Annotated in this window: 14 protein-coding genes; 5 read left to right on the top strand and 9 right to left on the bottom strand. The window is 60.8% G+C overall.

Features of this window, described 5'->3' with window-relative positions; genetic code table 11:
* The 4 genes from ABVN19_RS13850 to gloB all read right to left on the bottom strand — a co-directional run bounded on the left by ABVN19_RS13850 (position 1) and on the right by gloB (position 6,103).
* Complete coding sequence (locus ABVN19_RS13850; RefSeq protein ID WP_105642783.1) at positions 1-1,854, bottom strand: extracellular solute-binding protein; 1,854 nt, start codon at positions 1,852-1,854, stop codon at positions 1-3.
* Positions 1,851-3,683, bottom strand: a complete 1,833-nt coding sequence (locus ABVN19_RS13845; RefSeq protein WP_105642796.1) for an extracellular solute-binding protein — start codon at positions 3,681-3,683, stop codon at positions 1,851-1,853. The genes ABVN19_RS13850 and ABVN19_RS13845 overlap by 4 nt, the downstream gene beginning before the upstream one ends.
* A gap of 122 nt (positions 3,684-3,805) precedes the next feature.
* Positions 3,806-5,224 (bottom strand): transglycosylase SLT domain-containing protein, encoded by a 1,419-nt coding sequence (locus ABVN19_RS13840; protein ID WP_028945294.1) that lies wholly within the window; start codon positions 5,222-5,224, stop codon positions 3,806-3,808.
* A 99-nt stretch (positions 5,225-5,323) separates the two neighbouring features.
* Positions 5,324-6,103, bottom strand: coding sequence for a hydroxyacylglutathione hydrolase (gene gloB, locus ABVN19_RS13835; RefSeq protein WP_028945293.1), 780 nt, complete (start codon positions 6,101-6,103; stop codon positions 5,324-5,326).
* 79 nt (positions 6,104-6,182) lie between these two features.
* On the opposite strand from gloB, the gene ABVN19_RS13830 reads away from it, so the two are divergent.
* From ABVN19_RS13830 to ABVN19_RS13815, 4 genes are all read left to right on the top strand, one after another.
* Complete coding sequence (locus ABVN19_RS13830; RefSeq protein WP_353632755.1) at positions 6,183-6,941, top strand: methyltransferase domain-containing protein; 759 nt, start codon at positions 6,183-6,185, stop codon at positions 6,939-6,941.
* Positions 6,942-6,989: 48 nt separating this feature from the next.
* A complete protein-coding gene (gene rnhA, locus ABVN19_RS13825) occupies positions 6,990-7,433 on the top strand; it encodes a ribonuclease HI (RefSeq protein WP_028945291.1) in 444 nt (147 codons plus the stop codon).
* Positions 7,434-7,509: 76 nt separating this feature from the next.
* Positions 7,510-8,259, top strand: coding sequence for a DNA polymerase III subunit epsilon (gene dnaQ / locus ABVN19_RS13820; RefSeq protein WP_105642784.1), 750 nt, complete (start codon positions 7,510-7,512; stop codon positions 8,257-8,259).
* Positions 8,260-8,336: 77 nt separating this feature from the next.
* Positions 8,337-10,592 (top strand): arginine/lysine/ornithine decarboxylase, encoded by a 2,256-nt coding sequence (locus ABVN19_RS13815; RefSeq protein ID WP_028945289.1) that lies wholly within the window; start codon positions 8,337-8,339, stop codon positions 10,590-10,592.
* 6 nt (positions 10,593-10,598) lie between these two features.
* Here ABVN19_RS13815 and ABVN19_RS13810 read toward each other — a convergent pair whose 3' ends face one another.
* Entirely contained in the window at positions 10,599-10,817 is a 219-nt protein-coding gene (locus tag ABVN19_RS13810) for a hypothetical protein (protein WP_028945288.1), read from the bottom strand.
* Between the two features lie 151 nt (positions 10,818-10,968).
* On the opposite strand from ABVN19_RS13810, the gene ABVN19_RS13805 reads away from it, so the two are divergent.
* A complete protein-coding gene (locus ABVN19_RS13805; RefSeq protein ID WP_028945287.1) occupies positions 10,969-11,523 on the top strand; it encodes an NAD(P)H-dependent oxidoreductase in 555 nt (184 codons plus the stop codon).
* A gap of 89 nt (positions 11,524-11,612) precedes the next feature.
* Here the strand turns inward: ABVN19_RS13805 and ABVN19_RS13800 are convergent, their stop codons facing one another.
* The 4 genes from ABVN19_RS13800 to ABVN19_RS13785 all read right to left on the bottom strand — a co-directional run bounded on the left by ABVN19_RS13800 (position 11,613) and on the right by ABVN19_RS13785 (position 14,760).
* The gene (locus tag ABVN19_RS13800; RefSeq protein ID WP_256585949.1) at positions 11,613-11,945 is read right to left on the bottom strand and encodes an NEL domain-containing protein; all 333 of its coding nucleotides are present in this window, start codon (positions 11,943-11,945) and stop codon (positions 11,613-11,615) included.
* A 20-nt stretch (positions 11,946-11,965) separates the two neighbouring features.
* Positions 11,966-12,430 carry a DUF6543 domain-containing protein gene (locus tag ABVN19_RS13795; RefSeq protein WP_028945285.1) on the bottom strand — a complete coding sequence of 155 codons (465 nt, stop codon included), beginning with the start codon at positions 12,428-12,430 and terminating at the stop codon, positions 11,966-11,968.
* Positions 12,431-12,775: 345 nt separating this feature from the next.
* Positions 12,776-13,603: a phosphonoacetaldehyde hydrolase gene (gene phnX / locus ABVN19_RS13790; protein WP_028945284.1), complete on the bottom strand. Its 828-nt coding sequence runs from the start codon at positions 13,601-13,603 to the stop codon at positions 12,776-12,778.
* Between the two features lie 50 nt (positions 13,604-13,653).
* Positions 13,654-14,760: a 2-aminoethylphosphonate--pyruvate transaminase gene (locus ABVN19_RS13785; protein ID WP_028945283.1), complete on the bottom strand. Its 1,107-nt coding sequence runs from the start codon at positions 14,758-14,760 to the stop codon at positions 13,654-13,656.
* Positions 14,761-14,762 lie beyond the last annotated feature (2 nt).

Here is a 14,762-nt window from a genome sequence, read left to right as displayed (position 1 = left end):
CTAGTGTGCACCTTCTGCAGGTGGCGCTTCAGGTGCAGGTGTCAGTTGCACGGCGGGTTGGACGTCAGGCTTTATCCACCAGGTATTGATGCCGATGTCGTACTTGGGCGACACCTTCGGGTGACCGATATGGTTCCAGTAAGCCACCCGCCAGGTCTTGATATGCCAGTTGGGGATCACGTAGTAGCCCCATTGCAGTACCCGGTCCAGGGCACGGCAGTACTCGATCAGGCTTTGCCTGGAGTCGGCGTTGATCAGGCCTTCGACCAGGCTGTCGATGGCAGGGTCCTTCAAGCCGATGAAGTTGCGGCTGCCGGGATTGTCGGCCGCAGCACTCTGCCAGAACTCGCGCTGCTCGTTGCCAGGCGAATTGGACTGAGGGTAGCCACCGACAATCATGTCGAAGTCACGCGAACGCAGGCGATTGATGTACTGGGAGACGTCGACCCGGCGAATCACCAGGTCGATGCCTAGGTCGGCGAGGTTGCGCTTGAAGGGCAGCAGGACACGCTCGAATTCGGTCTGGGCCAGCAGGAACTCAATGGATACCGGCTTGCCCTGGGTGTCGACCATCTTGTCGTCGACGATGCGCCAGCCGGCATCCTGCAGCAGTTTGTAGGCCTTGCGTTGTTGCTCGCGGATCATGCCACTGCCATCGGTGACCGGGTTGGCAAAGGCCTGGGTGAACACTTGCTCGGGAATCTTGCCGCGCAACGGTTCGAGGATTTTCAGCTCTGCGGCATCCGGCAGGCCCCGGGCGGCCATCTCCGAGTTTTCAAAGTAACTGCCGGTGCGGGTGTAGGCGCCATTGAACAGCTGTTTGTTGGTCCACTCGAAGTCCATCAGCAGGCTGAGCGCCTCGCGTACACGCACGTCCTGGAATACGGGGCGGCGGATGTTGTAGACAAAGCCCTGCATGCCGGTCGGGTTGCCGTTGGGCAGCTCTTCGAGGATCAGCCGTTTTTGCCGCACGGCGGGCACATCATAGGCGGTGGCCCAGCTCTTGGCTGCGGTTTCCAGGCGATAGTCGAACTGACCGGCTTTCAGCGCCTCAAGTGCCACGGAGCTGTCACGGTAGTAGTCGGTGGTCATGACGTCGAAGTTATAGAAACCGCGGTTGACGGCCAGGTCCTTGCCCCAGTAGTCCTTGACCCGCTCGTAGCGGATCGAGCGCCCGGCTTTGACATCGGCAACCTTGTAAGGGCCGCTGCCCAGCGGGATTTCCAGGTTGCCCTTGGTGAACTCGCGGTTTTCCCACCAGTGCTTGGGCAGCACCGGCAACTGGCCGAGGATCAATGGCAACTCGCGATTGTTGCTGTGCTTGAACTTGAACAGCACGCGCTGCGGGTCTTCGGCGATGACTTCGGCAACGTCGGCGTAATAGTTGCGAAACAACGGTGCGCCGCTCTTGATCAGGGTGTTGAAGGTGAACACTACATCGTCGGCGTGAATCGGATGGCCATCATGAAAGCGGGCTTCGGGGCGCAGGTAGAAACGCACCCAGCTGTTGTCCGGCGCCTTTTCGATCTTGCCTGCGACCAGACCGTACTCGGTGAACGGCTCATCCAGGCTCTGAGTCATCAGTGTGTCGTAGATCAGCGAGATGTCATCGGCCGGCACACCCTTGTTGATGAAAGGGTTGAGACTGTCGAAGCCGCCAAAGCCAGCCTGGCGGAAGGTACCGCCCTTGGGCGCATCCGGGTTGACGTAGTCGAAGTGCTTGAAGTTGGCCGGATATTTCGGGGCCTCGTCGTACAGCGTCAGGGCATGTTGCGGGGCGGCCAGCGCCTGGGCACTGAAGCAGGCCAGCAGCAAGGCGCAGGCCTTCAGGCGAAGGCTTTGCAGTGACATCATTGGGCTTTCTCCGAAGGCTTTATCCACCAGCTGTTGAGCCCCAGGGTATAGGGCGGCGTGGTGACGAAGGCGAACCGGTTGCGGTAGGCCAGGCGGTGATTGTCCAGGTACCAGTTGGGGATCATGTAGTAGTGCCAGAGCAATACCCGGTCCAGGGCGCGAGCCGCCGCCGCTTGTTCATCGCGGCTCTGGGCGGCAAGCAGGGTGTCGAGCAGGTGATCGACCACCGGGTCCTTCACGCCAGCATAGTTCTTGCTGCCCTTGGTCGTGGCCTGGCTTGAGTGAAAGTACAACCATTGTTCAAGGCCGGGACTGAGGGTCTGGTTCAATGTCATCAGAATCATGTCGAAGTCGAATTGGTCCAGGCGCTGTTTGTACTGGGCCCGGTCGACAGTGCGCAAGCGCGCTTCGATGCCGATGCTGGCGAGATTTTCGACATAAGGTTGCAGGATCCGTTCAAGGTTCGGATTAACCAGCAGCAATTCGAGCTTCAACGGTTTGCCATGGCTGTCGAGCAGGCGCTGGCCGTTCAGTTTCCAGCCGGCCTGGGCCAGCAGGTTCAGCGCCTGGCGCAGGGTCTGGCGGTTGATGCCGCGGCCATCGGTATGGCTGACCTTGTAAGGCTCGGTGAACAGGGCGGCGGGCAACTGGTCGCGATAGGGGGCCAGCAGCAACCATTCCTTACCCACCGGCAGGCCGCTGGCAGCAAACTCGCTGTTGGGGTAATAGCTGCTGGCGCGACGGTAGGCGCTGCTGAACAGGGCGCGGTTGGTCCACTCGAAATCCAGCATCAGGCTCAAGGCTTGGCGTACCCGCGCATCGCTGAAGGCAGCGCGGCGGCTGTTCATGAACAAGCCCTGGGTCTGGGTCGGGATCTTGTGCGGTATCTGCGCCTTGATCACTTCGCCGCGACGCACGGCCGGGAAGTTGTAGCCATTGGCCCAGTTCTTGGCCTGGTGCTCGATGTAGATATCGAACTCGCCAGCCTTGAACGCCTCGAAGGCCACGGCAGCGTCACGGTAGAACTCGTACTCGACCTTAGCGAAGTTGTATTTGCCGCGATTGACGGCCAGGTCCTTGCCCCAGTAGTCCTTGACCCGCTCGAATACCAGCCGGCGCCCGGGCTGGACCTGGGTGATATGGTACGGGCCACTGCCCAGCGGTGGCTCGAAGGTGGTGGCCTTGAAGTCGCGACCCTTCCAGTAGTGTGCCGGCAACACCGGCATTTCACCCAGGCGCAGGATCAGCAGGGGGTTGCCGGCGCGCTTGAAGACAAAACGGATACGGCGCGGGTTGAGAATGTCGACTCGCTGCACTTCCTGCAGGTTGGTGCGGTAGATCGGGTGACCTTCCTTGAGCAGCGTGCGGTACGAGAATGCCACGTCGTCGGCGGTGATCGGGTGCCCGTCGTGAAAGCGGGCTTCAGGGCGCAGGTTGAACACCACCCAACTGCGGTCGTCACTGTACTCGACCGAGCCGGCGATCAGGCCATAGCTGGAGGTGGGTTCGTCGCCTGAGGGGTCGTACTGGCCGGTGCCGACCATGAGGGTTTCGTTGAGCTCGTTTACCCCGTACTGCAGGAAATTAGGGGTGGTGACCGGGCTTGAACCCTTGAAGGTGTAGGGGTTGAGGGTATCGAAGGTGCCAAAAGCCATGGCACGCAAGGTGCCGCCCTTGGGCGCTTGCGGATTGACCCAGTCGAAGTGGGTGAATTTGGCTGGATACTTGAGCGTGCCAAACTGGGCGTAACCGTGGCTTTCGGTGATTGTCGCGCCCGCAGGAAAGCTCAAGGCCAGGCTGAATGACAGCAACAGGAGGGGACGTATCAAGTCGGCGATCCGATCCAGGCGGCTTGGGCTTTGTTCCAACTACAGTAACAGCTTGTATCGGCTGGAAAAAGAGGCCGCCAGGATGCTTGATGCCGCGCCAGTCATTGGCTGGCGCCGGGTGCTCAATGCGGTACGTAGACGGTCAGGGTCTGGCCCGGCTTGAGGGCGTGGCCGCTGCGTGGATTCCAGCGTTTGAGGTGTTGCATCTCAACGTTGAAGCGCTTGGCGACCAGGTACAGGGAGTCGCCCTTGCGGACCTTGTACTGGGTAGGCTTTTTCGAGTCCTTGCCCTGGACAGGCTGGGCACCCTGCATCACCAGGGTCTGGCCAGCCTTGAGGCTATGACCGGAAAGCTTGTTCCAGCGTTGCAGGTCCTTGACGCTGACCTTGTTGGCCCTGGCGATCGCGCCCAGGCTGTCGCCACGCTTGACTCGGTAGCGGCTGTTGCGGCTTGCCTTGGGCGCCGAGGCTTCGGCCAGGGCAGCCTCGAACACGGCTTTTTTCGGCTGCAACGACAGCAGCTCTTCAGGCTTCATGTTCGACAGGCTGGCGGTCAGCAGTTGCGCCTTGGCGGTCGGTACCAGCAGTTGCTGGGGACCGTCGACGGTCATGCGTTTCTTGAACGCCGGATTGAGCTGGAACAGCTCGTCTTCGTCGATCTCGGCCAGGGCCGCGACCCGCGACAGGTCCAGGCGGTCCTTGATCGCGACGGCCTCGAAGTAGGGCTCGTTGGCAATCGGGTTGAGGTTGACGCCATAGGCTTGTGGTGTCATGACCACTTGCGACAGGGCCAGCAGCTTGGGCACGTAGTCGCGGGTTTCCTGGGGCAGCGGCAGGTTCCAGTAATCGGTCGGCAGGCCGAGCCTTTCGTTGCGCTCGATGGCCCGGCTGACCGTGCCTTCGCCGGCGTTGTAGGCGGCCAGGGCCAGCAACCAGTCGCCGTTGAACATGTCGTGCAGGCGGGTCAGGTAGTTCAGTGCGGCGTTGGTCGAGGCGGTAATGTCGCGTCGACCATCATAGAAACGCGTCTGGCGCAGGTTGAAATAGCGGCCGGTGGACGGGATGAACTGCCACAACCCCACTGCATGGGCCCGCGAATAGGCCATCGGGTTGTAGGCGCTTTCGATGGCTGGCAGCAGGGCCAGTTCCAGCGGCATGTTGCGCTCTTCGAGGCGCTCGACGATGTAATGGATGTACAGGCTGCCACGGTCGCCGGCGTTCTCCAGGAAGGAGGGGTTGCTGGCGAACCACAGGCGTTGTTGTTCGATGCGCGGGTTGACGGCCATGTCGTCTTGCAGGGCGAAGCCCTGGCGCATGCGTTCCCAGACATCCTGGGGCGCCTGCTCGGCTTGCTTGACCGGGACGAACACCGGCTTTTGCTTCATCCGCGCCTGGTAGTTGTGCGCGCGAACGCTCTCGGATTCGTCGATCTGACGGGTGCTCTGGCAGCCCACGAGGGTGGCGGCCAGGGCCAGCGCACTGGCTTGGGCCAGGCGCGTCAGGGTGACGGAATTGAAGGTTCTGCGGCTAGTCGACGACATTGGCTGGGACAAAGTTCCGGGCAAAAATGTCGGGCGATTCTAGAAAGCAGCCCCCCTGTGGTCAACCTTTGAGAACTTCCGGGTCCTAGCAGCGGCTGTTTAGAACTTGTCCTTCCACGCCCTCAACCCAGCAAAAACAGCACTTGGAGTGGGGTTTATCGGGCCGGTCCGTTCGTCTAGTTTTTCTTTAACGGATGTTTCGGCAGTACGCAGGAAGGGATTGGTGAGCTTTTCCAGGGCCAGGGTTGAGGGCAACGTGATGCGATCGTGTGCGCGTAGTTGGGTAACGTCGTCGAAGCGTTGGGCAATGTGCTGGTTTTCCGGCTCCACTGCCTTGGCAAAGCGCAGATTGCTCAGGGTGTATTCGTGGGTGCAGTACACCAGGGTCTGGGCAGGCAACGCTGCCAGGCGCTCCAGGGAGTGGTGCATCTGCTCGGGCGTCCCCTCGAACAGGCGGCCGCAGCCGGCAGCAAACAAGGTGTCGCCACAGAACAGCAGTGGCGTGGCAGTTTGCCCACAATAATAGGCAATGTGCCCGAGGGTATGGCCAGGCACTGCAATGATCTGGAATTCCAGGCCCAGAACGCGCACGCTGGCGTTATCGTCCAGGGCCAAGTCACGGCCGGGGATGCGCTCGTGCGCGGGGCCGCACACCCGGGCACCCGTGGCGGCCCTGAGCTGCTCGACACCGCCCACGTGGTCATGGTGGTGATGGGTGACAAGAATGTCGCTCAGTTGCCACCCCGCATGGCCTTTGAGCCAGGCCAGTACCGGCGCCGCATCGCCCGGGTCGACCACTGCACAGCGCTGGTTGGCAGAATCCTGTAACAACCAGATGTAGTTATCGGTGAAAGCGGGCAGGGCATCGATCTGTATCATGGTGCGATTCGCCAAACGTTGGACATGGGTGCATCTTAGTAGCTATGCACGCTGTCGAGAACCTTCAAGGGAGACTGCAATGACCGATCAAGCCTTTGCCCAGGCCGATCCGCAGTGGCTGGAGCTGATCAGCCTGGCCCGCGACTGGTTCGCCTGCCCTCTGGGGCAGTTGATGCTTCACGAAGAACAACGCTTGCTCGAAGAAGAACTGGGGCGCTACTTCGGTGGTTACCTGGTGCATTACGGCCCTTGCGCCGAAGCGCCACCCAAGGCTGCGCAGGTGCAGCGCAACGTGCGTCTGGGCGCGCCGTTGCCGGGCGTGGAGATCGTCTGCGAAGAGCAGGCCTGGCCGCTGAGCGAGCATGCGGCCGACGTGGTGGTGCTCCAGCACGGCCTGGACTTCAGCCTCTCGCCCCATGGGTTGTTGCGCGAAGCGGCCAGCAGCGTCCGTCCGGGTGGTCACCTGCTGATCATCGGGATCAATCCCTGGAGCAGCTGGGGCGTGCGTCGCGTGTTCGCCCATGATGCCTTGCGCAAGGCCCGCTGCATTTCCCCTTCGCGGGTCGGTGACTGGCTCAACCTGTTGGGCTTTGCGCTGGAGAAACGCCGCTTCGGGTGCTATCGTCCGCCGCTCGCGTCCCCCGCCTGGCAGCAGCGCCTGGCTGGCTGGGAGCGGATTGCCGGTGGCTGGCAGGGTGCCGGCGGCGGTGTCTACCTGCTGGTGGCGCGCAAGATGGTGGTTGGCTTGCGACCGCTGCGCCTGGAGCGCCGCGAGCCGATGGGCAAACTGCTGCCATTGCCGATGGCCAAGGTCAACCGGCGCCATTCCGAACCTTGAGCCCGAGCCCCTTGGGTGCGGGTGTCCTCACTGTTAAATAGGCTGTACATGAGCGATAGCGTCGAAATCTTTACCGATGGTGCCTGCAAGGGCAATCCCGGCCCGGGCGGCTGGGGTGTGCTGATGGTGTGCAAGGGCGTCGAGAAAGAGTTGTGGGGCGGCGAGCCCAACACCACCAACAATCGCATGGAGCTGATGGCTGCGATCAAGGGGCTCGAAGCGCTCAAGCGCGAATGCGAGGTGTTGTTGGTCACCGACTCGCAGTATGTGATGAAGGGCATCACCGAGTGGATGGTCAACTGGAAGAAGCGCGGCTGGAAGACCGCTGCCAAGGAACCGGTGAAAAACGCCGACCTCTGGCAACTGCTCGATGAGCAGGTGAATCGACACAAGGTGAGTTGGAAGTGGGTGCGCGGGCATGTGGGCCATCACGGCAACGAGCGTGCCGACCAGTTGGCCAACCGCGGCGTCGAAGAGCTGCGTGGCCGCTGAAACGCACACCGGCATCACGCTGAGGTAGAATGCCCGGCTTTCACCAGACCGCTGTACGCAACAGGAGACCACCGGCGTGGAGATTCAGAACAACAGGTCGGTCGTCTTGGACACCGAAACCACCGGTATGCCGGTTACCGACGGCCACCGGATCATCGAGATCGGCTGTGTCGAGCTGATCGGCAGGCGCCTCACCGGACGGCACTTTCACGTCTACCTGCAGCCGGACCGCGAAAGTGACGAGGGCGCCATTGGCGTTCACGGCATCACCGACGCTTTCCTGGTCGACAAACCTCGTTTTGCCGAAGTCGCCGATGAGTTCTTCGACTTCATCCAGGGCGCCCAGCTGATCATCCATAACGCGGCGTTCGACGTTGGCTTCATCAACAACGAGTTCGCCCTGGTCGGCCAACCTGATCGCGCCGATATCTCCCAGCACTGCACCATCCTCGATACCCTGGTGATGGCCCGTGGCCGTCATCCAGGGCAGCGCAACAGCCTCGACGCCCTGTGCAAACGCTATGGCGTCGACAACTCCGGTCGCGACCTGCACGGCGCCTTGCTTGACTCGGAGCTGCTGGCCGACGTTTACCTGAACATGACCGGTGGCCAGACCAGCTTGTCGCTGGCCGGGCAGGGGGCTGATGGCGAGGAAAACAGTGAAAACAGTCGCGGCAGCGAAATCCGCCGCCTCGTGGGTCGTCAGCCGGGGCGGATCATCCGCGCTACCGAGCAAGAACTGGAAGCCCACGTAGCACGCCTGGAGGCTGTCGCCAAATCGGCGGGTAGCCCGGCATTGTGGCAGCAGATGTCCGAGGCCAACTGAGGCAATCGCCGCGCAAGGGGGGCAGCCAGCTTCTACCCTGAAATGACCGACCCGTCATTCGGAGCAGGCACCCCCTCATGTACAAGGACCTCAAGTTTCCTGTCCTGATCGTTCACCGCGATATCAAGGCCGATACGGTAGCCGGCGAGCGTGTCCGCGGTATTGCCCAGGAGCTGGCCCAGGACGGCTTCACCATTCTTGCCGCCACCGACTACGCCGAAGGCCGCCAGGTCGTATCTAGTCATCACGGCCTCGCCTGCATGTTGATCGCTGCCGAAGGCGCCGAAGAAAACCCCCACCTCTTGCATAACCTGGTCGATCTGATTCGCCTGGCCCGGCTGCGTGCGCCGCATTTGCCGATCTTCGCGCTGGGCGAGCAAGTGACACTGGAAAACGCCCCTGCCGACGTGATGAGTGAGCTGAACCAGCTACGCGGCATTCTTTACTTGTTCGAGGACACCGTCCCCTTCCTGGCCCGCCAGGTGGCGCGCGCAGCACACACCTACCTGGACGCGCTGCTGCCGCCATTTTTCAGGGCGCTGGTGCAGCACACTGCGCAATCCAACTACTCCTGGCACACGCCGGGGCACGGTGGTGGCGTGGCCTACCGGAAAAGCCCGGTGGGCCTGGCGTTCCATCAGTTCTTTGGTGAGAACACGTTGCGCTCGGACTTGTCGGTGTCGGTGCCTGAACTGGGTTCGCTGCTGGACCACACCGGTCCCTTGGCGGCAGCCGAAGCGCGGGCGGCAAAGAATTTTGGCGCCGATCACACCTTCTTTGTGATCAACGGCACCTCAACTGCCAACAAGATCGTCTGGCACTCGATGGTCGGGCGCGATGACCTGGTGCTGGTGGACCGCAACTGCCACAAGTCGGTGGTCCACGCGATCATCATGACCGGTGCCATCCCCTTGTACCTGTGCCCGGAGCGCAACGAACTGGGCATCATCGGGCCGATTCCCCTGAGCGAGTTCAGCCCCGACTCCATTCGCGCCAAGATCGATGGTAACCCCTTGGCCAAGGGACGCATTGCCAAGGTCAAGATGGCGGTGGTGACCAACTCGACCTACGACGGCCTGTGCTACAACGCCGAGCTGATCAAGCAGGTGCTCGGCAATAGCGTCGAGGTGCTGCATTTTGATGAGGCCTGGTATGCCTATGCGGCGTTTCACGAATTCTTTGCCGGTCGATTCGCCATGGGTACCTCACGCAGCGCCGACAGCCCCCTGGTGTTCAGTACTCACTCGACCCACAAGCTGCTGGCAGCCTTCAGCCAAGCCTCGATGATTCATGTGCAGGACGGCGGTGCCCGACAACTGGACCGCGATCGCTTCAACGAAGCCTTCATGATGCATATATCCACCTCACCGCAATACAGCATCCTCGCCTCGCTGGATGTGGCGTCAGCCATGATGGAAGGCCCGGCTGGCCGTTCGCTGCTACAGGAAATGTTCGATGAGGCGCTGGGGTTTCGCCGGGCAATGGCCAAGCTGCGCGAGCACCTCGCTACTGATGACTGGTGGTTCAGTATCTGGCAGCCACCGCAGGTCGAAGGCGCGCACCAGGTGCGCACCGCGGACTGGCTGCTGCAGCCGCAGGCCGAATGGCACGGCTTTGGCGATGTCGGGGATGACTACGTGCTGCTCGATCCGATCAAGGTCACCCTGGTGATGCCCGGCCTCAGCGCTGGCGGTGCCTTGAGCGAGCACGGTATTCCGGCCGCGGTGGTCAGCAAGTTTCTCTGGGAACGGGGGCTGGTGGTGGAGAAGACCGGGCTCTACACCTTTCTGGTGCTCTTCTCGATGGGCATCACCAAGGGCAAGTGGAGCACCTTGTTGACCGAGCTTCTGGAATTCAAGCGCAGCTATGACGCCAATACCGACCTGCTCGACTGCCTGCCCTGTGTCGCCCAGCTGGACCCCGTGCGTTACCAGGGATTGGGGTTGCGTGACCTGTGCGACCAACTGCATGCCTGCTATCGCAGCAACGCCACCGCCAAGCAGTTGAAGCGTTTGTTCACCCGTTTGCCGGAGGTGGTGATGAAGCCCGCAGATGCCTACGACAAGCTGGTGCGTGGGGAGGTGGAAGCCGTACCGATCGATCAACTGCTGGGGCGCATTTGCGCGGTGATGCTGGTGCCTTATCCCCCGGGCATTCCATTGATCATGCCCGGCGAGCGCTTTACCGAGGCAACGCACGCGATCATTGATTACCTGGCCTTTGCTGCAGCCTTTGACACGGGGTTTCCGGGTTTTGTCGCCGATGTGCATGGCCTGCAGCACGAGACCCGCGAACAGGGGCGGGTCTATACCGTCGATTGCATCAAGGCCTGAAGCCGTTCAAGGGATGCGGATGATCTCCACGCCTGTGCGGGCCAATTCGAAGCGATCTTCGCCCAAGTGGTTGACCCGGTCGCCGATGGCCAATTTATAGGTGGTGATAGGCAGGGATGCGGCACTACCGTCGGCTTCGAGGGTGGCTTCCTGAAACTCATGGACGGGATAGATGCGGCCTTCTGCGTCCCGTGCATGAAACTGTCCGACCAGTACTGCTGTCATTTACCGTGCAACCTCTGATGAAGTGAGAATCTGTCAGGCATAGACCACTGTTTTACCGGGTAAGTTTTGCCCATTGGGAAAAAAACTTCAGCGCCGGATTGGATCATCTATACCTACAACTTCCTAATACCTTTCACGTCAGGAAATCGCCATGAGCCAGGTGTATTCGGTAGCCGTCGTCGTCGGCAGTTTGCGCAAGGAGTCGTTCAATCGCAAGGTCGCCCGTGCGCTGGCAGAGCTTGCGCCCTCGAACCTCAAGTTGACGATTGTCGAGATCGGCGACCTGCCGCTCTACAACGAAGATATCGATGTCGATCCACCGGCAGCCTACAAGACCTTTCGCGAACAGGTCCGCACCAGTGACGCGGTATTGTTTGTGACGCCGGAGTACAACCGTTCAGTGCCTGGTGTCTTGAAAAATGCCATAGACGTGGGGTCGCGGCCCTACGGTCAAAGTGCCTGGAGCGGTAAGCCCGGGGCGGTGATCAGCGTGTCGCCGGGCGCCGTGGGTGGTTTTGGCGCCAACCATCACCTGCGCCAGTCGTTGGTATTCCTTGATGTCCCCTGCATGCAACAGCCCGAGGCGTATATCGGCGGGGCCGCGACGCTGTTCGATGACAATGGCAAGCTGTCGGAGAAAGTCCGGCCATTCCTGCAGGGCTTCATCGATAAATACGCAGTATGGGTCGAACGTCATCAGGCTTGAGTCGTTCAACCTGGGGCGGGCTCAAGAACCAGAAGCCAGGGCTGGCGCCCCGGTTTCTGGCTTGGGCGGCCAGTGCCCGTGATGTTTGTTCATGGTTGCGGCTGCTCCAATCCGGCGCGGTTGGTCAGTGATTCGATCAAGTTGCGCTCGTTGTTTTTGTAAATGTGCTCCAGCGCCATAATGCGCATCGACGTCGGGTCTGGATTGTCATCGGGATACAGCTCGTGAACTTCCAGAACCTGCGCCTCATAAGCGACTTTCATCGCGTTGAACTGATCGGCATGCGTTTCACGAAAATAGCCGACCCAAAAGTCTCGATGTCTGGCGTAGTCAAGGAACGGCTGGCTGCTCTCCCCCTGGCGCACACGGTTCAAGGCAGCATCCAGCTCACCTGACTGTATGTCGGCAGCGGCTTGATACAGCTGGGGGGGTAGAAGCCAGGTTATTTGCTTGCCGGGTCAACGTAGCTAGAAGTCGACGGCACGTCGATCCGAGCGCTGCTATCGGTCATTCCCCCTGACGTGGTTTCCCAGTCTTCAAAGTTTTGTAAGGCTGAAACCAGTACTGATTGAGTGGCGGCATTTATGGCCTTGGACTTCTCGACAAGCGGTTCCCGATAGGCCATAAGGAAGGACTGGGTGTCGATTACCCGTCTGGCGTGAAACAGCGAGGTGTTGCGGACATCGACGTCCAGGCCGAAGCGCTCTTTGAGCGTCGCCTTGAGTAAAGGCTCGGCATAGTTTTCAGGTGATGGCAGTTGCGCGAGAACGGTTTTGATCTGCTGTTCAAGTTGGTAATGGCGACTAGAGGACTCCACAAGCGCCTGAACAATGCCTGGCTTTTCGCGTCGTGCCACAGCCAGCCACGCTGGCATTTCAGGGGCGGTCTGGCGAAGTGCCTGGTGCATTGCCGACGGCGCATTGATGAGCCAAGTCGGTAGAGAAATATTTCAGCAAGTCGTAATGAGGATTGGTTTTGCCGGATTGTGCGGTGGAGGGTGTAGGAAACTCATTGGATGTGGACATGCTAAATAACCTTCTTCCTTGAGTGGGTCTATGAGCATGGCGGCGTGATCTCAACGAAAAAAGTTCAATTTATACAGGGTAGATCGATCGGCTCGATCTAATACTTGAGTGCATTCAGACTATACATAACGCCGCATGATTTGAATGTGATGATGGCCGGGTAAATGAAAAGAGCACGTAGGCCAGTAGGCGCTACGTGCTCTTTTATGGCTGCTCAGTCAGAACGCTTATACCGCCTGTGGCATTTCGCCGCGCGCCAGACGACGGTTGATATCGGCAATCACCTCCGGCAGCTCATTGATGGTGTCGATCAAGTAGTGCGGGCGCGAGCCTTCGAACAGGGCATGGATGCGCTTGCGCTCGCTGTCGAGTTTGTCCGAGGCCAGGGCGCGATAGCCTTCATAGGTCAAGCCCAGGGCGTTGCCCGAGCACACCAGCGCCACGGTCCACATGCCCGCGCGGCGGCCTTCAAGAATGCCCGGTACGGTGTCGTCGACTTTCACGCACGCGGCGACATCGTCGATGCCCAGGGCAATCACGTTGGCCAGGGCCTGGGCCGGCCACGGGCGGCCGTTTGGCGTTTCATCGGTGGCGACCACATGGTCGGCGACGTAGCCGTTCTGCGCTGCCAGTTCTACCACCTTGTCCATCACTACTTTCGGGTAGCCGGAGCACGAACCGATCTTCAGGCCATCCTTGCGCAAGCCGGTCAAGGTGTCGAGGGCGCCCGGAATCAGCGCCGAGTGTACGGCGATCTTTTCGATCTGCAGGGGCATGAAGCGGTTGTAGATGGCTGTGACGTCATCGTCGGTCGGCGTGCGACCAAATACCTTGCGATAACGCTCGGCGATCTGCGGTTGGTCGCACAGGGTACGGATGTGGTCCCACTTGCCCATGCCCATCGGGCCACGGGCTTCTTCGATGGAGACTTCGACGTCGAATTCGGCGAAGGCCTCGACGAAAATCTGGGTCGGAGCAAAGGAGCCAAAGTCGACCACGGTGCCGGCCCAGTCGAGGATGGCGGCTTGCAGTTGAGTCGGGTTGTTGTAGTTCATGTGAAGATTCCTTGAGCGGGTCGGTTCGCAGGTTAGGTAAAGGGCAGACTTCAGATTTCCAGCACTTCCATTTCACGCAGTACCTCGGCCACGGCATTGACCGCGGCCTGCATGCCATCCGGGCCGACGCAGCCGATGCAACCGACGCGGAAGGTTTCGACCTGGGTCAGCTTGCCTGGATAGAGGATGAAACCCTTGGCCTTGACCCGTTCGTAGAAGTCCTTGAACTGATAACGCGGGTCTGTCGGGGCGTGGAAGGTGACGATGATCGGAGCCTGTATCTCGGCCGGCAGAAAACTGCGCAGGCCAATGGCCGCCATCCCATCGAGCAGGGCCTTGCAGTTGCTGGCATAGCGCTGGTGACGGGCCGGCAGGCCACCTTCTTCGTTGTATTGCAGCAGGGCCTCGTGCAACGCCGCCACCACGTGGGTCGGTGGGGTGAAGCGCCATTGGCCGGTCTTGGCCATGTAGGCGTGTTGGTCCTGCAGGTCCATGGCCAGCGACGGCGAGTTGCCCTCGGCTGCGGCCAGCGAGTCTTTGTTGGCAAAAACAAAGCCCATGCCCGGCACACCTTCAAGGCATTTGCCGGAGGCGGCGATCAGCGCGTCGAACGGTACTTCGCGTGCATCGATCGGCAGTGCGCCGAAGGAACTCATGGCGTCGATGATCAGGCGCTTGCTGTGACGGGCGATGACCTGGGCAATCTCTGGCAGCGGATTGAGGATGCCGGTGCTGGTCTCGCAGTGAATCAGCGCCACGTGGGTGATGGTGCTGTCGGCGGCCAGCAAGCGGTCGACGTCGGCGGCGGTAGTGGGTTCGTCTTCAGCGGTTTCAAAGGTGCTGTAGGCGCGACCCAGGACCTTGCAGATCTTTGCCAGGCGCTGGCCGTACGCACCGTTGATCAGTACCAGGACCTTGCCATCGCGGGGCACCAGGGTGCCGATTGCGGCTTCCACGGCAAAGGTTCCGCTGCCCTGCAAGGGGACGCAGTGGTGGCTGTCGGCGCCGCCGACGATGGCCAGCAGTTGCTCGCACAGGCTGGCGGTCAGTTGGTTGAAGTCACGATCCCAGGAGCCCCAGTCCACCATCATTGCTTGGCGGGTGCGGGCTGAGGTGGTCAGTGGGCCGGGGGTCAGCAGGATTGGGGCGTTACTCATTC

The organism is Pseudomonas vranovensis (genome assembly GCF_040438935.1).
GTDB classification, from domain to species: Bacteria; Pseudomonadota; Gammaproteobacteria; order Pseudomonadales; family Pseudomonadaceae; genus Aquipseudomonas; species Aquipseudomonas vranovensis.
This window is presented reverse-complemented; position numbering and strand designations above follow the sequence as displayed.